Raw genomic sequence first — 20,764 nt, forward strand, 5'->3', positions numbered from 1 at the left:
TCGTTCCTCTCTCTCCGCCTCGCCTCGTCGCGCGCTTACGCGCAGCACGACAGTTTCGAGACGTCGGTGGTGAAGGCCTTGGCGGCGATGCGGATGCCCTCGGCCATGGTCAGATACGGGGCCCAGGCGTCGGCGACCTCAGCGATGGTCTTGCCCAGCACGTGGACTCCGGCAGCCGCCAGCTCACCGGCGTCCTTCGCTACCGCGGTCAGGCCGAGGATCTTCCCGGTGTCGGCATTCGCCACCATCTTGATGAAGCCGCGGGTGTCGCGGTTGACCAGTGCCCGCGACACGTGGTGCAGCGGCAGCACTCGACAGTCGCAGCGGATCCCGGCGTCGAGGGCCTGCTGCTCGGTCATGCCGACCGCGCCGATCGCCGGGCCGGTGAACGTCACCCGCGGCAGCCGCGCGTAGTCCACCGACCGATGGGCGTCGGTGAAGGCGTTCTCCGCGACGAGGGTGCCGTGGTGCGCGGCGACGTAGACGAACTCGGGGTGCCCGGTCACGTCGCCCGCGCCCCAGACCCGCGGGTTGGACGACTGCAACTGATCGGTGACCACGACCTCCCCGGCGTCGCCGGTCTTCACTCCGACCGCGCCGAGGTTCAGCCCGTCGGTGACTGGCCGGCGGCCGAGCGCGACCAGGACGTGTCCGGCGCGGAACTCCTGCGACCCGCCGGACACATCCGCGGTGACAACCACCTGGCCGCCGCTCGCGTCGCGGACGACGCGGAGGGGAACCGCACGGCGGACCACCCGAATGCCCTCCTCGGCGAAGACCTCCTCAAGCGTCTTGGAGACCTCCGGCTCCTCCTTCGACGCCAGCCGTGAGCGCACCAGCACGGTGACCTTCGACCCGAGCCGGGCGAACAGCTGGGCCTGCTCCAGGGCGACGTAGCCGCCGCCGAGCACCAGCAGCGACTCCGGGACCCCGGTTAGCTCCATCGACGTGGTCGACGTCAGATACCCGGCCTCCTCCAGGCCGTCGATCGGCGGGGCCCACGGCCGGGAGCCGGTCGCGACCAGAAAGTGATCGGTCTCGACGGTCTCAACAGTCCCGTCAGACGCCATGACCTCGAGGAGAGGAACATCGGGCGTGCCTGCGAACGAGGCGTCACCCCGCAGGACCTGCCAGCCGTAGGAGTCGGCGACGTCGACGTACTTCTCGCCCCGCAACGACTCGACTAGTGCCTGCTTTCCGCCGACGAGGCCGGGCATGTCGACCGGTGCCGCGCTCGTCATGATGCCCGGGAACCGGCCGGTCGCATCCGCGGCGACGTGCCGCGCCTCCGCCGCGGCGATGAGCGCCTTCGACGGCACGCATCCGGTGTTCACGCACGTCCCTCCGAAGGTGCCGCGCTCGATCATCACCACCGACTTGCCGAGCGTGCTCGCGCGGATGGCGGCGGCGAACGCGCCGCCGCCGGACCCGATGACGGCGAGGTCGTACTTCGTAGGCATCCTTGCTCCTGTCGACGCTTGGACTCTTCGTCTTTCTCAGCCATACTGGACCTTCCAGTGCAGGGGAAGGTCAAGAGCGGCGCGCCGCGCGACGGGAGGCAGCGATGCGGATCGGAGAACTCGCCGCGGAGACAGGCACCACGACGAAGACACTGAGGTTCTACGAAGAGCAGGGACTGCTCTCGCCAACCGACCGGACACCGGCCGGGTACCGCGACTACACGCCGGAGGCCGTCGCGCGGATCGACTTCATCCACCGCGGCCGAGCAGCCGGCCTCACCCTCGCCCAGATCCGCCAGATCGTCGAGATCCGTGATGCCGGTCGTGCGCCGTGCGAGCACGTGCGTGACCTGCTCGACGCGCGGCTGAACGACATCGAGCAGCAGATCGCTCAGCTCGGCGCGCTGCGCGACACGATCGCAGAGCTCCGGGAGAACGCCTCGCACCCGGAACCCGATACATGCAGTGTCGATCAGGTCTGCCGATACGTGTGATCGGTGAATTGAATCTTTGCTGCGCATAGGTGGGTAGTTCACGGAGTGTCGGCTGCGGCTGACGCGAGCCAGCACCCACCTATGCACTTAAGGTCATTGGGTCCGGTGCGGTGCCTATGGGGCGGTTATGCCAGACCCTGCGATCCCCGCACCACTAGTGAAAACTGTGCGATCATCACAAGTTCATTCGATGTCAGCTGCGCATCATGGGGCTGGCGAGTTCGAGCGATGCCGGTGTCGGCAAGACGATGCTCTATGTCTGGACCGCATAGTCCAGTGTCGTGGAGTTCATCCCCCGACGAAGCGGCGCTCTGCGATTCGCCCACCGGTATGAGCCCGGCGGCTGAGCGTCGTCTCGTCGGTGAGATGTCAACGGGACGCCCGCGGCGCACGGCCGTTGGGTGTAATGGCGGTTCCTCCCTCCGCCGCTTCCGGAGGTTTAACGTCGATCACGAACGGGACGAGTCTCGTTCTCGGTGGACCCGCAGGAGGATCGCATGGCAAGGAGAAGAGCAGGGCACAGCAGCTGGTAGGCGACGTCGCCCCGAAGCTCGCCGAACTGACCGACGAGGTGCTGTTCGGCGACGTCTGGGCACGGGCTGAACTCTCTCGGCGCGACCGCAGCCTGGCGACCGTCGCGGCCCTGACCGCGCTCGGGCGGACCGACCAGCTGCGGTCTCATCTCAACCTGGCGCTCGACAACGGAGTGACCCAGGAGGAACTGGCCGAGGTCGCGACGCACCTGGCCTTCTACGCCGGGTGGCCGGCGGGGATGAGCGCGGCCACCGTCCTCAAAGAGGTCCTCGATGCCCGCTGAGCAGATGACCATGCTTTCGAAGCCGGCGACGTCGAAGGCCCCCGCCCTGGTCGCCGGCCGCAGCCCCGACTGGGTCCTGGCCGATCGTCCAGGACACGTCTATCGGCTGGGTCAGCACCGATGGCCTGCGGGACAAGTGGGTCCGGATCCTGCGCGAGAACGGCTTCGACGTCGACGAGGCCAGCGGCACCGTGCGCATCGGCCGGGCCGGGGCGAAGCTGACCGAGCACGCGCTCAACGCCCTCCCCGACCCGCAGTCCATCCAGGACCACCTGCGCAGGCTCGGCGACAGCGTCGACACCGACCCACGGCTCGCCGTCAGCACCGCCAAGGCGCTGATCGAATCGACCGCCAAGTGCGTCCTCACCGCCCGCGGGCAGAGCTATGCCCGAGCAGCCAAGGTGCCCGCGCTGGTCAAGGCCGCCCAGGTATCGCTCGGCCTCGCCCCCAAGTCGGTCAGCGACGAGGACCGAGCGCTCCGCCAGGCCCTGCAGTCGCTGATCACCCTCACCCAGAGCGTCACCGAGCTCAGGAACAGCGTCGGCATCGACCACGGAGCCGAGGAAGTGCCCAGATGGGTGCGCCCGCGGCACGCTCGCCTCGTCGTTGGCGCGGCCCAGGTCTGGTGCCAGCTCATGCTCGAGACCCTCGCCGATCCCGACGCCCCCTGGCGTCACTCGGAGGCTTGACTCTTACCAGCATTGGCTGCCGACGGGCTCCTCTTCGGTTTCGGCGTTCGATTGCCGGGCGATCTCGTCTCGGCTACTATGGACTCACCAAGACCGGTTCCGCCTACCTCGGTAGGTCCAGGGCCGGTCCTCATTCTTTTCTGGACGGTGCAGTTGGACGGAGCAGTCAAGGAGTACCGCTCCTACGACGAGCAAGTCGACCTGCTCATCCAACGCGGCATGGACGTCGGGGACCGCGACGAGGCCGTCGCCCTGCTGCGGCGCGTCAGCTACTACCGGCTCAGCGGGTACTGGTACCCGTTCCGACAGATCGTCGGGAGCCAACGCCAGGACGACTTCTACTCCGGGACCCGGTTGGCCGACGTCGCCGCGCTCTACGAGTTCGACGCCCGGCTGCGCACCGCGGCCTTCGCCGAGCTGTCCCGCATCGAGCTCGCCATCAGAGCACTGCTGGGTCACGAGCTCGGCCGCGTCGACCCGTGCGCGCACCTGGAGCCGAATCTACTCGGTCCCACGGCCCGCAGCGGTGGTTCCTACGCCGACTGGCTCGCCGGCTACGAGTTCGAGCTGCAGCACGCCCAGCGAGGACTTCGTCGAGCACCACCGGCAGAAGTACGGCGGCAGGCTCCCCGTCTGGGCCGCTGTCGAGCTACTCGACTGCGACGTTCAGCTAGCGTCTTCGCTGGCAGACCGGGCAAAGATGACTCGACCGGTTCATGAAGCGCTCGCGCACGATCGGGGTGCCGCAGCGCTTGCACGGGCGACCCTCCCGTCCATAGACATTCAATGAGCTTCTTCCGGATTCACCGTTCACGTTGACGTAGAGGGAATCGAAACTCGTTCCGCCCTGTGCCAGGGCCTCGGTCATGACCTCGGTGGCCGAGGAGATGAGCTCGCGCGTCTGCGCGGCGGAGATGGTCCGGGCCGGCTTGGCGTAGTGCAGTCGGGCCCGCCACAGGGCCTCGTCGGCGTAGATATTGCCGATGCCCGAGATCACCGACTGGTCCAGGAGCACCCTCTTGATCCCGCTGGTGGTCGCCAAGACGCGGCGCCGGAACTGCCGCGCGTCGAAGTGCGGGTCCAGCGGGTCTCGGCCAATGTGCTCGACCGTGTGCGGGATTTCGGGAAGATCCAGCAAGCTGGTGGAGGCCGCGGGAACAGGATTGCCCCGGCGGTCGACCACGGGGACCACCGGGTCCAGGTACAGACCGCCAAAGATCCGCTGATCGACGAACCGCAACTCCCCAGCTCGGCCGTCGTCGTGAACCAGGCGCAGGGTGATGCGGGTGTGACGGTGCCCGGGCATGTCCGAGGTCGCTAAGAGCATTTGCCCGCTCATGCCGAGGTGCACCACGAGGGCGCGCTGGTCGAGACCGGGGTTTCCGTCGGTCGCCACGCGCAACCACATGTATTTTCCCCGCCGGCACACGTCACGAATCACGGCACCGGCAAGGGCGGAGCGGAAATCCTCGGGGGCCTCCGGGTGCCGCCTCAGCGACCGGGGGTCGGAGACCTCGATCGCGTCGATCCGCGCACCCATGATGTGTCGGGCAAGTCCGGCACGGACCACCTCGACCTCGGGTAGCTCAGGCACTGTCCTGGCTGGTATCGCGGAGTTTGGTCACGGCGGCCGACTCTTGCTCGGTCAGGTGCCGGTACGCCGCCTCGGCGGCAGCACGCTCGGCGTGCTTCTTGGCGGAACCGGTGCCGACGCCCTGCGTCTGGTCGCCGATTTCCAGTCGGGCCTCGAAGACGCGCGCGTGATCCGGGCCGGTGCCCGTGACGTGGTACTGGATGTCGCCCAGATCCATCGACGCGGCGAGTTCCTGAATTTCGGTCTTCCAGTCCCTTCCCGCGCCGAGGACGAAGTCGTCGTCGAGGAGCGGGCCGGTCAGGCGAAGAACGAGGTCCCGGGCGGGCGTCCCGCCGCAGGAGATATAGGTGGCGCCGAACAGCGCCTCCATGGTGTCGGCGAGGATCGAGTCCTTGTCGTCACCGTGGGTCAGCAATTCCCCGCGGCCGAGCCGGATGTGTTGACCCAGCTCCAGGGAACGCGCGATCGCGGCGAGAGACCTCTCGGAGACGACCGCGGCACGACGCTTGGCCAATTCCCCTTCCGACAGGTCGGGGAAACGGCGGTACAGCTCGGTGGTCACGGCGAGCCCCAGGACGGAATCGCCCAGAAACTCGAGCCGCTCGTTGTGAGGAATCGAACCGTTCTCGTACGCGTAGGAACGGTGAGTGAGTGCAAGCTGAAGCGTCTCGGCGTCGATATCGACTCCGAGACGCTTCAACAGCTCTCCGTATTGCACGGTAGTCATATGGACGCCAATTCCTAGGCGTCGGCCACCTTGCGACCCTTGTACTCCAGGTACAGGGGGGTGCCGGCGGTATCGGTGACGACCTTCGCCTGGTGGGGAAGGCTGTAGGTCACCTTGCCGTTTTCAACGGTCTTGACCAGCTGAGGCGCGGAGGCCTTCCACTGGGAGCGACGTGCGCGCGTATTGGCACGGGACATTTTCCGCTTGGGAACAGCCACGGCTATCTCTCTTCTCTCGTCTCGGTTGTCTCGTTTGCGGCCTCCGCACCGAACAGCCCGGAAAGGGCCGACCAGCGAGGATCCAGGTTCTCGTGGTGATGATCGGGATTCTCGTCAAGGCGCGCTCCGCATTCGGAGCACAGTCCCTGGCAATCCTCCCGGCACACGGGCTGGAACGGCAGTTGCGTTATGACCGCATCCCGCAGCACCGGCTCAAGATCGATGGAATCGTTCTCAACGCAGTACTGCTCGTCTGCTTCGTCTTGCGACTGGCCTTCGGGTTCACGTTCAAAAACATACAGCTCTTGAATGTCAGCCGTCACTGGAAAGTCGATGGGATCCAAACACCGGCTGCACTCTCCGTGAACACTCACGGAGGCAACACCATTGACAAAGATACCATCATGCACGGATTCCAGGCGGAGATCGAGTGTGATGTCGGAACCTTCTGGCGCCCCGATCTGGGGATTCCCGAAGTCCTGAGGCACGGCCACGGTCTGATCGAGGTGCTCCATGGTCCCCGGCCGATGGGCCAGATCCCTGACGGATATCGTCAAGGACGATGAACTGTCATTGTTAATGATGAACTCCTGATACGACGTGATGACCGACTCTCCAGCCTACTCAGGTGCCGCAGGGCAAACAACCCTCAAGGGCCACAGAGTCGCAACGTATGACCAACATCATAACGTCATCCCTGGTCAGCGGCCATGAGCGCCCCGGTTCGGGCTAGTGTCCGAACCGGCGTCCCACGGAACGGGGCACGAAACTTCGGATGTCTCCGCCGAAGGAAGCCACCTCTTTGATCAGCGAGGAGGACAGGTGCCCGTTCTTCGGGTCGCCGGCCAGGAACACGGTCTCGACCCCGCTGATATTGCGGTTCATCGTCGCCATCGGCGCCTCGTACACGAAATCCTTCGCGTCACGGAGGCCCTTCACGATCGCGGTCGCTCCCCGCGATCGCGCGTACTCGGCGAGCAGGTCGTCCGTCATGGGCTCGACCGTGACTCCGTCGAGCCAGCTGAAGACCTCGGTCACCATGTCGAGCCGCTCCGACAGGTCGAAGCGGTATTTCTTGGCGGGATTATTGGACACGGCGACGATGACACCACTGGAAAAGATTTTGGTGGCGCGGGTGATGACTTCGACATGTCCGTTGTGAATCGGGTCGAAGGAACCCGGGCAAACGGCAAGACTCATGACTCCAAGTTATCAGGCGCGCACCCGCGATCCCCCGCGACGCAAAGACCGCCCGCCGACGCGTCGAACTTTCGTTTCCGCCTGTGACGCCCCTTACCATGAGGGAATGCACGACGACACTCAGCGCTCCCCCTCCACGTCCCTTCGGCCTCACGACGCCGCGCCGCCCTGGAAGTCGCTGGCGCTGAGCGCGGGCCTGCTGGACGAGCAGGGATCGCTCTCCTCGACCATCTTCGAAGAGATGAGTTCCCTGGCGCAGCGGCACGACGCGATCAATCTCGGGCAGGGCTTCCCCGACACCGACGGCCCGGGCGTCCTCGCCGAATCTCTGGCGCGCGCGGTCACGGACGGACGGAATCAGTACGCGACGATCGCAGGCCTGCCCGCTCTGCGCCGTGAGATCTCCGAGCACGAGATCCTCTCCGGACGACGCGGCCCCGACCCGGACACCGAGGTCACCGTGACGGCGGGTGCGACCGAAGCCTTGAGCGCCACCATGCTGGCGTTCCTCCGACCCGGGGACGAAATCGTCCTGTTCGAACCGTTCTACGACCTGTATCCGGCCCTCGCCGGGCTGAGCGGTGCCACGGTCGTCACGGTGCCACTGCTTCCGCCGACCTTCACTCCCGATCCGGAGCGCCTGCGCGCGGCGTTTTCCGACCGGACCCGAATGGTCGTGGTCAACGATCCCCACAACCCGACGGGAACCGTGTTCGACCACGAGATCATGACGCTGATCGCCGAGCTGTCCGAACGACACGACGCGATCATCGTGACGGATTCCGTGTACGAGCACCTCGCCTTCGACCGCGAACCGGTGGATTTGGGTTCTCTCGAGGCCTCGCGCGATCGAACCGTCCGCGTCTCTTCCGCGTCGAAGACGTTCTCCATTACCGGGTGGCGGGTCGGTTGGGCCATCGCGCCCCCGGAATTGACCCGCGGAATCCGGGTCACCAAGGGCTATCTGTCGCATTCCGCGGCGGCTCCGCTCCAGAACGCGGTGGCCGAGACCATGGCGTGGGCCCGCGGATCGGACTTCTACGCCGAGCTGTCGGACCAGTACCGTCATCAGCGCGACGTCCTCCTCGACGGCCTCCAGGCCAGCCCCTTCGCCGCTCACCGTCCCGACGGCACCTTCTTCACGGTCGCCTCGACCGAGTCGCTATCCGAGGCATGGGGTAGCGACGGAACCGAGATCTCCGTGGCCCTGGCCGAACGGGCAGGGGTCGCGGTGGTGCCTCTCCAGGCCTTCGCGACGCCCGAGCACCGTTCGCTCTACGCCCCGTGGGTCCGCTTCGCGTTCTGCAAGCGCCCGGACGTCTTGCGCCGGGCGGTCCAACGCCTCGGCGAGGCAGGGCTGTCCTAGGCGTCGGCGGGCTGCTCGGCGCCCGGCTCGGGCTCGGCGAACCACAGCGTGGTCTCCCCGTAAGCCCGTTCGCCGAAGCGACGCAGCGCTGCGCCCCAGGTGGGCTCGGCGCTGCGCGTCGATCGTTCGACCACGATGATCGCGCCGTCGGCGAGCCGCAACGCCACCTGCTGGAGAGTCTCCGCGAGCTCGGCGTCCGGCATCGCGTACGGAGGGTCGATGAAGACCACGTCCCAGGTCTCGTTCGCCCGTCCGAGGTACCTCGAGGACTGCGCGTTGACCACCGAGATATCCGCACCGACCCCGGCGTTGAGCAGGGCCTCACGATTCCGGCGGCACGCCTCGAGGGCGGATCGGTCTCGGTCCACCAGGGTCACCGACGTCGCTCCGCGGCTCGCCGCTTCCAGGCCCAGGGCCCCGGACCCGGCGAAGAGGTCCAGCACGCGGGCCCCGGCGAGGACCCCGTAGGTTTCCAATCGGGAAAACAGCGCCTCTTTGACGCGGTCCGTCGTCGGGCGGGTCTTCTCCCCCTTGACCGAGGCCAGTCGGGCGCCACCGGCGGCCCCTGCGATGATGCGTCCCATCCCGTATCCATCCTTCACATGACGTTGTCACGGCCCCGCCGTGTCCTCCGGCTCGATCAGCCGCGATAGAGATATTCGGTGTTCTCCTGATGATCGGCCTCCAGCACGGCCTGCCGCAATTGCGGGTGGTTCGAGAGGTCGGGGTCTTCCGCGACGAGGTCCTGCGCGTCCGTCCGGGCCTGCTCGATCACCGTGGCGTGGCGCAGGACCGAGAGATTGCGGAGCGTCGAGCGGTTTCCGGATTGGCTGTCGCCCAGGATATCTCCTTCTCGGCGTTGCTCGAGGTCGAGGCTCGACAATTCGAAGCCATCCCGCGTCGAGGCGACGGCGTCGAGCCGCGGGATCGAGGCGCCCTCGGAATCCTGCTCGGTCACCAGCAGGCACGTTCCGGCGAGTCCGCCACGACCGATCCGGCCGCGCAACTGGTGCAACGTGGACATCCCGAGCCGGTCGGCGTCCATGATGATCATCAGGGTCGCGTTCGGCACGTCGACGCCCACCTCGATCACGGTGGTCGCCACGAGCAGGTCGATTTCCCCGCGGGCCATCCCGTTCATGATCCGCGACTTTTCGGCGCCTTCCATCCTGCCGTGCAGGGCCTCGATCCGGCACCCCGCGAGCACCGGCAGTGACGTCAGCCGCCCGCTCAGCCCCTCGACCGACTGCAGCGTCCCGGCCGAGCTCTTGCGCGAGCCGCCCAATCCGCGGTCGGCCTCGGAAGGCTCCGAGGGGTCCTCTGCCGCATCATTGATCGTCGGGACCACCACGAACACCTGGTGCCCCTTGTCGATCTCCTCCCGGGCGCGCTGCCACAACCGCGCCTCCCACGACGGATGCGTGGCCAGCGAGACCACGTGCGTTGCGACCTCCTGCCGGCCGGCGGGCAATTCGTCCAAGACGGAGACCGAGAGATCACCAAAAACCGTCATCGCGACGGATCGCGGGATCGGGGTCGCGGTCATCACGAGCCGATGCACCGGCGTGCCGTCCGGGCCCATGAGGGTGTGCCGCTGCCGCACCCCGAAGCGATGCTGCTCGTCGACGACGACCAGGCCCAACCGGGCGAACGTCACGTGTTTACCCAACAGGGCGTGGGTCCCGATGACGATCCGCGCCTCACCCGAGACGATCCGAGCCAGCGTTTCCCTCTTGGCGGCGGCCGACATCGACGAGGTCAACACGACCACGCCGGCCTCATCGGCCAGGCTCCCGAGCACGGATCGGATCGATCGTTCGTGCTGGCCGGCCAGGACCTCCGTGGGAGCCAACATGACCGCTTGGCCGCCGCTATCGGCGACCTGCAACATGGCCCGCAGGGCGACCAGCGTCTTGCCCGAGCCGACGTCGCCCTGCAAGAGGCGGTTCATGGGGCGCACCGAGCCGACGTCGTCGCGGATTTCCCGCCCGACCCGCTCCTGGCCCGCGGTCAGGGTGAAGGGCAGGCCCGCGTCGAAGGTTTCGAGGAGACCTCCCCCGACCGGTGGGTAGGCCTCGGTGCGCTGCGAGTCCAAGACCGCGGCGCGACGAGCCAAAATGACCTGAAGCACGAGGGCCTCGCGGTACCGGAAATATCTCATCGCCCGGTGCGGATCGGCTTCCTCCTCCGGCCGATGCACCAGGCGATATGCCCGTGCGAGCGACGGTAAACGGTGGCGCTGGTGAAGCTCGGGGGGCACGGGATCCACGCAGTCGGCCAGATCGACCTTGTCCAGGAGAGTCGCGACCGCCGCGGCGATGCGATCGGTGGGGTATTTGGCCGTGGCGGGATAGACCGGCAACGGCGGCAGAGGGGCCTCGGGGTCCGGCTCTTCCCCCACCGCGGCACCCGGCTGGCTGAGCACCGCGTAGTGCGGATTGGTCAGGGTCAGCTGCCCCTTGAACTCGGAGACCTTTCCCGAAAACATGACGTGATCCCCGACCGCGAGATCCTTGGACGCGGTCCAGGCATTGAAAAAAGACAGCGTCATGATGTTGCCCGCCGGGTGGCTCGCGGCGGTCTGAGCTGTCCCCGCGAGGGCGTCCAGCCGTCCTTCGAAGTCAGGGGCCTGAGCGGGCCGGTCCTCGTGGGCCAGCTGGTCCGTGACCGTGACCTCGGCGATGGATCCGCGCCGCGAGTGCATCCGCCGCGTCGTCACGGACAGGACCCGGGAGATGATGGAAACCTCGTTGCCCCATTCGAGGTCGGAAAAGTTCGTCAGTTCACCGCGAGGCAGGTACCGTCGCGGAAAATATTCCAGGAGATCGCCGAGAGTCTCGAGGGACAGGTGACGCGATAGGGCATCGGCCGTCTTGGGATGCAGGACGGACGAGAGCGGCCGCGCCTCGAGGGCTTCGTCGGCCACGGATCAGGCGTCCTCGGCCGAGAGGGACTCGGTGGTGATGTCCAGGGGTTTACCGAATTGGCCCAGGATCGACATGGCCGTTGCCGCCTCGGGAACGTGCACGTGAACGCGCCACCGGATCTTCTCGTCCTGCTCCTGCGAGACGGCCGTCATGATGACGGAATCCCCCACCTGGGACAGTTCGTGGCGCAGTTGGGCGGCGGCCAGGGCCTCCAGTTCGATCGCGCACATCAGCTCGACGCCGTCCTCCCCGACCTCGGGGCCGGGCCCGGGCGTGGAGGTCCCCTGGGGTGCCGCGTGCTCACCGTCCGATTCGTCGGCGAGCCACGAAGCGTAGGGACGTTTTTCGGCCCCGGGGTAGGCTTCCCCGCGAACGGTATGGGCGAGGACGTCGAAGATGATCAACATTCCCAGCGCGCCCGCGTCGACCCGGCCGGTCCCCCGGAGCACCTCGAGCTGGCTGCTCGTGCGACCGACCGACCGATGGCCGACGACGACCAGGTGGTCCAGCATGGTGCTCAGGTTCTTATTGGAGTCGTCCGGGTCCGCCCACGCTCCGGCGGCGCGGGTGATGTCGTTGACGAAGGACAGGATGGTCCCCTCGACCGGGTCGTGGAGGGCGCCGAGCACCCGGGTTCGGGCGTGCTCGAGGGCTCCCGCGAAGCCGAAGGCCGTCAGCCGGGTCTCTTCCCGCAAGGGCTCGGCGCATCCGGCCAAAATCACGGCGAAGAGCGTTCCCGAATTTCCTTTGGCCTCTTCCAGGCAGTGCCGCCCGCAGATTTCGAACAGCTCGCCCACGAGGGTCGTGTTGATCATCTCGGCGGCCTGGGCGCCGGCCCTGACCGTGATGGCCATGTTGGTGCCGGTGTCGGCGTCGGCCACGGGAAAGACGTTCAGGGCGTTCAGCTCGTCCTGGTGACGGTCCAGAACATCTGCGGCTACCGTGAGCCACCGTCGCATGACGGCGGCGCTAGACCCGGTCTTCAGCTGCAAAATGGTCCCATCCCCTATGTCTACGAGCTCTCCCGTCCACGACGACGAGGGACTCCCGATCGCTCAACTCTCCACAAAAGCCTATCGCACGAGCCCCCTCGGGGACGGGCATCGACGCCGGCAGGGTGGCCAAAAGACCATGGTCTTCCCCGCCGGCCAACAACCATTCCCAGGGGTCGCGCCCCAGCCTCGCCGCCTCATCCCGAAGGGGCTCCAGGAGGGGTTCGAGCAGCCCACCGTCCAGATCGATGCTCACGCCGGAGGCTCGTGCCAGCCTCTCGGCATCCTTCAAGAGACCGTCGGACACGTCGATCATCGCGGTGGCCCCGCGCTCGGCGAGGACGGGGCCCATCGCGATCGGCGGGAGGGGACGCAACTGCGAGGCGGCCAATGCCTCGGCCCCGCCGCAGGGATGTGCCCACGCGACCGGGTCGCTGGTGGCGGCCACCGGCCTCGTGTGGCCCCCGGACCTCAGCACATCGAGTCCGGCCGCGGCGCGACCCACGGTCCCGGCGATCACGACGAGGTCCCCGGCGCGGGCGCCCGAGCGGCGCACGGCGGCGTCGGCGGTCATCGTCCTCGCCCCTTCCCGAGGGAGAGGGACCAGCCCGAAGGCCGCCACGGTTGCTCCGAGCTCGGTTCCCGAACCGACGTCCCCGCCGCCGATCGTGCAGCGCGATGCCCCGAGCGCTCGCAGGGCCGCGCAGTACCCGCGGGCGATGTCCTCGGTCATGGTCAGGGCGGTCGTCGGCGGCAAGACCAGGCTCACGACCAGGCCCGTCGGAATCGCACCCATCGCGGCGACGTCGGCCAGATTCTGCGCGGCGGACTTCCACCCCATGTCGAAACCGGAGGTTTGGTAACCGCAGGGCCACTCGAGGAGGTAGTCCTGACCTTGGGTCTGGGAATCGATGGTCACGACGGTGCGGCCGGAGGAAAGATCGTAGACGGCGCAGTCGTCGCCCGGCCCGAGGATCAATTCCCCGTCGGGATTCCGCTCGGCGACCCACCGGTTGTGCTCATCGAAAATCGCGATGATCGGGCGCAAGAGTTCTTCTTCGGTGGTGTCCGCGACGGTCGGCGCTTCCGCGGCCACCGAGTCAGTCATCGCCCTGGCGTCCCGATTGCGACTTCGAGGTCCGGGACAGCACGGTCCAGATGCCGCCCAGGGCCAACACCGTGAAAATGATGATGGGCAACGGGCCTCGCAGTGAGCTCAGGTTCCGTTGGCTCGACACGTTCTGCTCTTCCGCGCCCGCGTTCGAGCGCTGGTCCACGTTGCTGACGCCGGCGTTGGTATCGGAGTCCACGGGGTCCGTCGCTTCGGAGTTCTTGGAATCGAGGTAGTGACTGACCCAACTCGAAATCCCGCGTCCCTCTCCGAGAGACGCGTCCGGCTTGGACGACGGCCGGCCGGCCGATGAGCCGTCGGCCCCCGAGCTGGGCGAACTACTCGAGGGCGCCGGGGCCGGCAACTGGGCCGACGGTTGGCTGGCCGAGCCGCCCGAGGTCGGTTCCGGCTGCGGGGCAACGGGAGCCGGCGTGGGCTGCTGCGTCGACGGCTCGGGGGCCGTCTGCCCGCCGGGGTTCTGCGTCGGCGCAGGAGCGGGGTTCTGTGTCGGTTCCGGCTCAGGGTTCTGCGTGGGTTCCGGATAATCGTTCTTGGTGGGTGTGGGTTCCGGCGCGGGGCTCTGCGTCGGTTGCGGCTTCGGGTCGTCCGTGGGGGTCGGCGTGGGCTGCGGGGTCGGCGTCGCGGTCGACGGCTCCGGCGTCGGTGCCGGACTTGGCGTGGCGGTCGACGGCTCCGGCGTCGGCTGGGGGCTGCTCGGATCGGCCGTGGGCTGGGCGGTGGTCGGCTGGGCCGTCGTCTCATCGCTCGCGGTGGTGCCCGTCGCCGGCTGCGTCGGCGACGGCGTGACGGTCTGCGTGGTTCCCCCGCTCGGAGCACCGGGAAGCTGCGTCTCACCCTCCGCAACCGCCGCGCCCCAAGAAGTTACGCCGATCACGCCCACGACGGCGGCGCACGCCACGCCGCGGACGGCGGCGCGTTGCCCCTTCGTGGACGTTCGGCCTTGCTGGCGACGGCTTGTAATCATCGATCCTTCCTGTGCCGGGCCCGAGGGCCCGTTGGCGGCGGAAGACTCTCCCCCACCCGAGCCCGACGACCCTTCACCGGGTTCATCTGGGGTATCCTCGAGGACGTGTTTTCAGTTGCCAAGGGTCCCCGCAGAGTCTTCAGTTTAGGGCGCGGCGCCCGCACCGTACAAGGCAGAGGTCTCGCCCGTCGAATCTGGGTGCCTCTGGCCGCCGTGGGCGTGCTCGCCTTGAGCGGCTGCTCGCCGGCCGTGACCCTCGATCCCGCCCCCGATGCGGCCAACCCGGACTGCGCCACGGCAATGGTCGCCATGCCGGACACGCTGGCCGGTCAGTCCAAGCGCGAGACCACGGCCCAGGCCACGACGGCCTACGGCGACCCAGCGACCATCATCGTCAAATGCGGCGCCCGGGTGAAGGAACCCGTCATGGACCCCTGCGTCCGGGTGAACGGCGTCGACTGGACCATTCGCAAGGACGACGCCGAGGACGCCTCGAAGTCCCGGGGAGCCTCGTCGGCCCCCTCGGCGACGACCGGCCAGCCCCCGGAGCAGAGCTTCGACGGGACCGGGACCTGGACCGCCACGTCTTTCGGCCGCTCCCCGGCCGTCCAGGTGACCTTCGACGCCGGTAAGGTCAATTCCTCGACCATCCTCGTGGACTTGCAGTCCTCCGTGAACCGCATCCACCAGACCAAGCAGTGCTCTTCGGTCTCGGACAATCTGGACTACTCGGATAACAGCTGACCCACGGGCGCGCGAAAGGCCGGGGAATGTTCCCCGGCCTTTCGCGTATCGCTCGGTCTCACCCGAGCCTCTGGGCTACCTCAGCTCATCGGAGCCCCACGGGCCTCTCCAGCGCCAGCCCGATCAATCGGTCCACGAGTTCCCCGTAACCGATTCCTGATTCGGTCCACATCATCCCGTACATCGAGATCGGGGTGAACCCGGGCATCGTGTTGACCTCGTTGATCACGACGCGGCCGTCGTCGGTGTAGAAGAAGTCGCAGCGCGACAGTCCTTCACCGTCCAGGGCCAGGAAGGCCTGAACCGCCTTGCGACGGATCTCGTCCTGAACCTCGGGCGGCAAGTCGGCCGGGCACCTCAGCTCGGAGGAGGTCGCCTCCAAATATTTGGCCTCGAAATCATAGAACGCGTGGCCGTCACCGACGATCTCGATCTCGCCCGGATGCGAGGCCCGGGGTTGCTCGTGATGCGCCCCGTCCAACACCGCGCACTCGATCTCGCGCCCGTTGATGCCCTCTTCCACGACGATTTTCGGGTCAAGCTCCTGGGCCGTTGCGATGGCGGCATCCAGCTCATCCCAAGAGTCGATGCGCGAGATACCGCAGGAAGAGCCGGCCCTGGCGGGCTTGACGTACAGCGGCAAGGACAACTCGCGAATCCGACGTTCCGCGGCGTCGCGGTCCGTCGCCCAATCGCGGGCCGTCACCACGCGGTACGGTCCCACTTCCAGTCCCGCCGCTTCGAAGGCGACCTTCATGAAGTGCTTATCCATCCCCACGGCCGAGGCCGTCACCCCGGCGCCGACGTACCGGAGGCGTGCCATCTCCAGGAGCCCCTGAAGGGTTCCGTCTTCGCCAAAGGGCCCGTGCAACAGCGGAAAGACGACGTCGAGCCGTGGCCCTTCCTCAAAGGTGCCGTCCGCGTGGCGCAGGAAGATTCCGTGCTCGGTGTCGCCCATGGGCAACGATGCTTGGGGCCCCGCCGCCTCGAATTCGGGAAGCTGGACGCCGTCGGTGAGCCTGGCCAACTCATCCTCGCTGCTCAGGTGCCAGGCTCCGCGGCGAGTAATGCCGATCAGAACCGGCTCGTATTTCTCGTGGTCGAGGACCCCCAGGACGCCCTTGGCGGTGATCAGCGAGATCGAGTGCTCGGAGGAAACTCCCCCGAACAGGATGCCGACGGTGGTGCGACCGGTTGGTGCGTGGGTGGTCATGGGGACCCTTTCTGACGGGGTTCGTTGCAAAGATCATGGGGCCGGCGTGCGGCACGGGTCAACGGGCGGGAGCGTCCGAACCGTCGGGGCCGCCGTGTGGGGTTTCCGCCTTGAGTGTGCGGCCCAGGAGCATGGGCTGGAGTTGTTCGACCGTGACGTGCCCGTCCAACACCGCGGAGACCGCTTCCACGATGGGCATCTCGACGCCGTGCCGCCGCGCCAAATCGCGCACGACGGGCGCCGACTTCATTCCCTCGGCGGTTTGCGTCATGCGTTGCCCGACTTCCTCCTCGCTGAGGCCCACGGCCAGGAGTCGCCCCGCCGTGTGATTGCGAGACAGGGGCGAGGAACACGTGGCCACGAGGTCGCCCATACCCGCCAGCCCGGCCAAGGTTTCGGCGCGCCCGCCGAGGGCGACCGCCAGGCGCGTGGTCTCCGCGAGGCCCCGGGTCATGATCGAGGACTTGGAATTGTCTCCATAGTCGCGGCCTTCACAGATTCCCACGCACAGCGCGATCACGTTCTTGACCAGCCCGCCGATTTCCACGCCGACCACGTCGGCCGAGGTGTACGGGCGGAAATACGGGGTCACGCAGACCCGGCTGACCAGCGACGCCGCGCGCTCGCCACGGGAGGCCACGACCGAGGCGGTCGGTTGTTCCTGGACGATCTCTTTCGCCAGGTTCGGGCCCGAGAGCACGGCGATCTGCTCACGACGGCCCGGCAACACCTGTTCCATGACCTCGGACATCCGAAGCCCGGTCCCGCGTTCGAGCCCCTTGGCCAGCGAGACGAGCACGGCCTCCGGCTCGATCAGTGAGGCCATGGCCTCCAGCTGACCGCGCAGGGCCTGGGCCGGGATAGCGACCACGACGACGTCGGCCCCCGCCAACGCCTCCGCCGGATCGGCGGTGAATCCGAGATTCTCGGGGAGCTTGGTGTTCGGAAAATATCGGTCGTTGATGCCCGTGGAGCGCATCGCGGCCATCGACTCGGCGTTCCGGCCCCAGAGGACGACCTCCCAGCTCGGAGCGTCGGCGGACTCGACCCGCGCCGCGTCGGCGGCGATCTTGGCGAAGGCGGTGCCCCAACTCCCGGCGCCCAGCACCGCCACGCGATGGGGCTTCGGGACGGTCGGCGGAACGGTTGGTGCTTGATCCCTGACGTTCACGGTATTCCTTCCGGTCGCGTGCCGCGTGGTCGCGTGGCGCGCTCGCTCGGGGTTGGCCAATCAGTGGTTCTCTTCGGTGGAACGTTTCACTCGTCGGTGACGACGCGGATCCCACCGGCCCTCCGGCGCCTTCTCGCCCCTGAGTTCCTCGACCAGACGGGTCAAGGAATCCATCATGCGTTCCGTGGCCTCGTTCAAGGCATCACGGCTCACGTGGTCCGTACGGTTCTCGCCGCGCAGGTCGGAGAGGTCGATCGGGTCTCCGACGAGCACGTGAGAGGTTTTCCGGGGAAAGACGTGGGGCTTGGTCGCCTTGGGTGCCAGGAACTCATGTTCTCCCCAGTGAGCGATCGGCACCACCGGGGCGCCCGTGGCCATCGCCAATCGCGCGGCCCCCGACCGGCCCGTCATGGGCCACAGGTCGGGGTCCTTGGTCAAGGTGCCTTCGGGGTAGATCAGCACGGCTCCGCCGCCGTCGATCACGGAGCGGGCGCTCTCGAGTGACTTATGAGCCTCCATCGAACCGCGGAAGACCGGGATCTGCGCGGTGCGATGGAGGACGGCCCCAACCAGCGGAATGCGGAACAGCGACTCCTTGGCCAGGAAACGCGGGATCGTGCCCGACATGTAGACCACGTTGGCGACGGTCAGCGGGTCGACCTCGGTGACGTGGTTGGCGACCACGATGTAGCCCTGATCGCGCGGGAGTTTCTCCATGCCCGTCCACGAACGCTTGATGACCAGGTTGAGGACACGGCGCACGACGGCGGCCGTGCCCCGGAACAACAGGTCCCCGCCGCGACTGGGCGCAACGGTCTCTAGCGGTCGCTGCTTCTTGGATGGTGAGGCCACCGGACGTCCCTACTTTCCCTCGCCCGACATCGTTACTGGGCCGAGTGCTCGTCGATGTCGAATTTCGCGCCGAGGCCCTCCAGCTTGGCCACGAAACGCTCGTAGCCACGGTTGATGAGTTCGACGCCCGTGACGGTCGAATTCCCCTCGGCGGCCAACGCCGCGATGAGGTGGCTGAAGCCGCCGCGCAGATCCGGGATGTTAATGTCCGAGCCGTGCAACGGCGTCGGCCCGGAGATCACGGCGGAATGCAGGAAGTTGCGTTGCCCGAAGCGGCAGGGAACCGACCCGAGGCATTCCCGGTGGAGCTGAATGCTCGCGCCCATGCGGTTGAGGGCCCCGGTGAAACCGAAGCGGTTCTCGTACACGGTCTCGTGGACAATCGATACGCCGTCGGCCTGGGTCAGCGCGACCACGAGGGGCTGCTGCCAGTCGGTCATGAAGCCGGGGTGGACATTGGTCTCCACGATCAGCGGGTTGAGCTTTCCGCCGGGGTGGTAGAAGCGGATGCCCTCATCCGTGATGTCCAGGCCGCCGCCGATCTTCCGGAAGGTGTTGAGGTAGGCCATCATGTCGGCCTGGTGAGCCCCGCGGACGAAGATGTCGCCGCCGGTTGCCAGCGCGGCCGACCCCCAGGAAGCCGCCTCGATGCGGTCCGGAAGGGCCTTGTGGTTATAGCCGTTCAGGTGCGGCACGCCCTCGATGTGAATCACGCGGTCGGTCTGGACCGTAATGATCGCGCCCATTTTCTGCAGGATCGCGATGAGGTCCATGATCTCCGGCTCGGTGGCCGCGCCACGCAACTCGGTGTTTCCGTCGGCGCGCGTCGCGGTGAGCAACACCTGTTCGGTGGCACCGACCGACGGGTACGGAAGATCGATCTTGGCGCCGTGGATCCCCTTGGGCGCGGTCATCCGGATGCCGGACGGCAGCTTGTCGACCTCGGCGCCGAAGTTGCGCAGGACCTCTAAGTGGTAGTCGATCGGGCGGTCACCGATTTTGCATCCGCCGAGATCGGGGATGAAGGCCTCGCCGATCGCGTGCAGCAACGGCCCGCACAGGAGGATCGGGATGCGGGAGTCGCCGGCGTGCGCGTCGATATCGGCGTGGCGGGCGACCGACACGTTGGTGGGATCCAACTTGAGGTCCCCCGTTTCGGGGTCCTTATTGACGGTCACGCCGTGCAACGACAGCAGGTCCGTCACGACGTTGACGTCCTTGATCTCCGGGACGCTCCGCAAGACGGAAGGGCTTGCACCGAGCAGGGCCGCGACCATGGCCTTCGGCACGAGATTCTTCGCGCCGCGGACCGAGACTTCCCCGCGGAGGGGTTCCCCACCCTGAATGTGCAATGCGCCGATCATAGAGTTCCAATCCTCGTGTGTGCGGGTCGCAGACGACCCGTGTGATTCTCAACGTGTCCGCAAGTGACACGCGTTCTGCGATCATTTTACGGTACCAATGAGCAGTTCGAATCCGCCGCAACACTCAGCCGCACCCGCGGGGAGGGGCCCGGCTCGATTTTCGTGACGCACGCCCCGGCCCGGACGCGCCGTCGGCGCGCCGCGCCCGGAGCGGCAGGACCCGCGTCGGCCCCGACTAAGACTTCGCCGGTAGCGTACGGGGCGCGAAGCTCGGCCGCGTCTTCTCAAAGGCCTCGATCGCGTCCTCGTGCTGAAGGGTCAGCGAGATGTCGTCCAGTCCGTTCATGAGACGCCACCGCGTGTACTCATCGATCTGGAAGGGCACGGTCAGCGAGCCGCAGGTCACGGTGTGCGTCTCGAGATCGACGCTGACCTGGATACCGGGGTTCTCCTCGATCGACTTCCAGATCAGCTCGATGTCCTGCTGTTCGAGCTGCGCCGCGACGAGGCCCTGTTTTCCGGAGTTCCCGCGGAAGATATCGGCGAATCGCGCCGAAAGCACGACCCTGAATCCGAAGTCCTTGAGCGCCCAGACCGCGTGCTCGCGGGAGGACCCTGTGCCGAAGTCGGGCCCGGCCACCAGCACGCTCGCGTGACGGAAGGGCTCCTGGTTCAGGACGAAGTCCGGGTCTTTCCGCCAGCCGGCGAACAGAGCGTCGTCGAAACCGGTCTTCGTGATCCTCTTGAGGTAGACGGCCGGGATGATCTGGTCGGTATCCACGTTGGAGGCGCGCAGGGGCGCGGCAATACCGGTGTGTTGGGTGATCGGTTCCATGGGTT

At 67.2% G+C, this 20,764-nt stretch carries 22 protein-coding genes; 6 read left to right on the plus strand and 16 right to left on the minus strand.

Annotation, left to right across the window (positions count from 1 at the left end; genetic code table 11):
- Nucleotides 1-35 precede the first annotated feature (35 nt).
- Nucleotides 36-1,460, minus strand: coding sequence for a mercury(II) reductase (gene merA, locus CURSPS6_RS05005; RefSeq protein WP_030014576.1), 1,425 nt, complete (start codon nt 1,458-1,460; stop codon nt 36-38).
- Nucleotides 1,461-1,564: 104 nt separating this feature from the next.
- Here merA and CURSPS6_RS05010 point away from each other — a divergent pair, with 104 nt between their 5' ends.
- The 4 genes from CURSPS6_RS05010 to CURSPS6_RS05025 all read left to right on the plus strand — a co-directional run bounded on the left by CURSPS6_RS05010 (nt 1,565) and on the right by CURSPS6_RS05025 (nt 4,180).
- A complete protein-coding gene (locus CURSPS6_RS05010) occupies nt 1,565-1,954 on the plus strand; it encodes a heavy metal-responsive transcriptional regulator (RefSeq protein WP_030014578.1) in 390 nt (129 codons plus the stop codon).
- A gap of 406 nt (nt 1,955-2,360) precedes the next feature.
- Nucleotides 2,361-2,771 carry a carboxymuconolactone decarboxylase family protein gene (locus CURSPS6_RS05015; protein WP_082470090.1) on the plus strand — a complete coding sequence of 137 codons (411 nt, stop codon included), beginning with the start codon at nt 2,361-2,363 and terminating at the stop codon, nt 2,769-2,771.
- 191 nt (nt 2,772-2,962) lie between these two features.
- The gene (locus CURSPS6_RS05020) at nt 2,963-3,460 is read left to right on the plus strand and encodes an abortive infection family protein (RefSeq protein ID WP_051687641.1); all 498 of its coding nucleotides are present in this window, start codon (nt 2,963-2,965) and stop codon (nt 3,458-3,460) included.
- Between the two features lie 153 nt (nt 3,461-3,613).
- Nucleotides 3,614-4,180: an Abi family protein gene (locus CURSPS6_RS05025; protein ID WP_197964366.1), complete on the plus strand. Its 567-nt coding sequence runs from the start codon at nt 3,614-3,616 to the stop codon at nt 4,178-4,180.
- Here CURSPS6_RS05025 and mutM read toward each other — a convergent pair.
- The 5 genes from mutM to coaD all read right to left on the minus strand — a co-directional run bounded on the left by mutM (nt 4,131) and on the right by coaD (nt 7,199).
- The gene (gene mutM / locus CURSPS6_RS05030) at nt 4,131-5,054 is read right to left on the minus strand and encodes a bifunctional DNA-formamidopyrimidine glycosylase/DNA-(apurinic or apyrimidinic site) lyase (RefSeq protein ID WP_030014582.1); all 924 of its coding nucleotides are present in this window, start codon (nt 5,052-5,054) and stop codon (nt 4,131-4,133) included. The genes CURSPS6_RS05025 and mutM overlap by 50 nt on opposite strands.
- A complete protein-coding gene (gene rnc / locus CURSPS6_RS05035) occupies nt 5,047-5,781 on the minus strand; it encodes a ribonuclease III (RefSeq protein WP_051687642.1) in 735 nt (244 codons plus the stop codon). The genes mutM and rnc overlap by 8 nt, the downstream gene beginning before the upstream one ends.
- A 14-nt stretch (nt 5,782-5,795) precedes the next feature.
- Nucleotides 5,796-5,999 (minus strand): 50S ribosomal protein L32, encoded by a 204-nt coding sequence (rpmF, locus tag CURSPS6_RS05040; RefSeq protein WP_030014584.1) that lies wholly within the window; start codon nt 5,997-5,999, stop codon nt 5,796-5,798.
- A gap of 2 nt (nt 6,000-6,001) precedes the next feature.
- On the minus strand, nt 6,002-6,514 hold the full coding sequence (locus tag CURSPS6_RS12305; RefSeq protein ID WP_082470339.1) for a YceD family protein: 513 nt from the start codon (nt 6,512-6,514) through the stop codon (nt 6,002-6,004).
- A gap of 214 nt (nt 6,515-6,728) precedes the next feature.
- Nucleotides 6,729-7,199: a pantetheine-phosphate adenylyltransferase gene (gene coaD / locus CURSPS6_RS05050; RefSeq protein ID WP_030014588.1), complete on the minus strand. Its 471-nt coding sequence runs from the start codon at nt 7,197-7,199 to the stop codon at nt 6,729-6,731.
- A 106-nt stretch (nt 7,200-7,305) separates the two neighbouring features.
- Between coaD and CURSPS6_RS05055 the strand changes: the two genes are divergently transcribed.
- Complete coding sequence (locus tag CURSPS6_RS05055; RefSeq protein WP_030014589.1) at nt 7,306-8,565, plus strand: aminotransferase class I/II-fold pyridoxal phosphate-dependent enzyme; 1,260 nt, start codon at nt 7,306-7,308, stop codon at nt 8,563-8,565.
- Here the strand turns inward: CURSPS6_RS05055 and rsmD are convergent.
- Genes rsmD through CURSPS6_RS12500 form a run of 5 tightly spaced genes read right to left on the minus strand, consistent with a single transcriptional unit; the run spans nt 8,562 to nt 14,580 of the window.
- Entirely contained in the window at nt 8,562-9,149 is a 588-nt protein-coding gene (gene rsmD / locus CURSPS6_RS05060; protein ID WP_030014590.1) for a 16S rRNA (guanine(966)-N(2))-methyltransferase RsmD, read from the minus strand. The two genes, CURSPS6_RS05055 and rsmD, sit on opposite strands and share 4 nt — an antisense overlap.
- Before the next feature lie 56 nt (nt 9,150-9,205).
- Complete coding sequence (locus tag CURSPS6_RS05065) at nt 9,206-11,491, minus strand: ATP-dependent DNA helicase RecG (protein WP_030014592.1); 2,286 nt, start codon at nt 11,489-11,491, stop codon at nt 9,206-9,208.
- 3 nt (nt 11,492-11,494) lie between these two features.
- The gene (locus tag CURSPS6_RS05070) at nt 11,495-12,484 is read right to left on the minus strand and encodes a DAK2 domain-containing protein (protein ID WP_051687644.1); all 990 of its coding nucleotides are present in this window, start codon (nt 12,482-12,484) and stop codon (nt 11,495-11,497) included.
- A complete protein-coding gene (thiL, locus tag CURSPS6_RS05075; RefSeq protein ID WP_030014595.1) occupies nt 12,462-13,592 on the minus strand; it encodes a thiamine-phosphate kinase in 1,131 nt (376 codons plus the stop codon). The genes CURSPS6_RS05070 and thiL overlap by 23 nt, the downstream gene beginning before the upstream one ends.
- Nucleotides 13,585-14,580, minus strand: a complete 996-nt coding sequence (locus CURSPS6_RS12500) for a hypothetical protein (protein ID WP_030014596.1) — start codon at nt 14,578-14,580, stop codon at nt 13,585-13,587. The genes thiL and CURSPS6_RS12500 overlap by 8 nt, the downstream gene beginning before the upstream one ends.
- Nucleotides 14,581-14,778: 198 nt before the next feature.
- Between CURSPS6_RS12500 and CURSPS6_RS05085 the strand changes: the two genes are divergently transcribed.
- On the plus strand, nt 14,779-15,324 hold the full coding sequence (locus CURSPS6_RS05085; protein ID WP_051687645.1) for a DUF3515 family protein: 546 nt from the start codon (nt 14,779-14,781) through the stop codon (nt 15,322-15,324).
- 85 nt (nt 15,325-15,409) lie between these two features.
- On the opposite strand, the gene CURSPS6_RS05090 is transcribed toward CURSPS6_RS05085, so the two are convergent.
- From CURSPS6_RS05090 to leuD, 5 genes are all read right to left on the minus strand, one after another.
- Entirely contained in the window at nt 15,410-16,537 is a 1,128-nt protein-coding gene (locus CURSPS6_RS05090) for a D-alanine--D-alanine ligase family protein (RefSeq protein WP_030014598.1), read from the minus strand.
- 58 nt (nt 16,538-16,595) lie between these two features.
- Nucleotides 16,596-17,708, minus strand: a complete 1,113-nt coding sequence (locus tag CURSPS6_RS05095; protein ID WP_051687646.1) for an NAD(P)H-dependent glycerol-3-phosphate dehydrogenase — start codon at nt 17,706-17,708, stop codon at nt 16,596-16,598.
- Nucleotides 17,709-17,768: 60 nt separating this feature from the next.
- A complete protein-coding gene (locus CURSPS6_RS05100) occupies nt 17,769-18,560 on the minus strand; it encodes a lysophospholipid acyltransferase family protein (protein ID WP_035810215.1) in 792 nt (263 codons plus the stop codon).
- Nucleotides 18,561-18,592: 32 nt separating this feature from the next.
- Entirely contained in the window at nt 18,593-19,924 is a 1,332-nt protein-coding gene (murA, locus tag CURSPS6_RS05105; protein ID WP_030014605.1) for a UDP-N-acetylglucosamine 1-carboxyvinyltransferase, read from the minus strand.
- 235 nt (nt 19,925-20,159) lie between these two features.
- Nucleotides 20,160-20,759, minus strand: coding sequence for a 3-isopropylmalate dehydratase small subunit (leuD, locus tag CURSPS6_RS05110; protein WP_030014607.1), 600 nt, complete (start codon nt 20,757-20,759; stop codon nt 20,160-20,162).
- Between the last annotated feature and the right edge of the window lie 5 nt (nt 20,760-20,764).

Source organism: Curtobacterium sp. S6 (assembly GCF_000710345.2).
Classification (GTDB): Bacteria; Actinomycetota; Actinomycetes; order Actinomycetales; family Micrococcaceae; genus Rothia.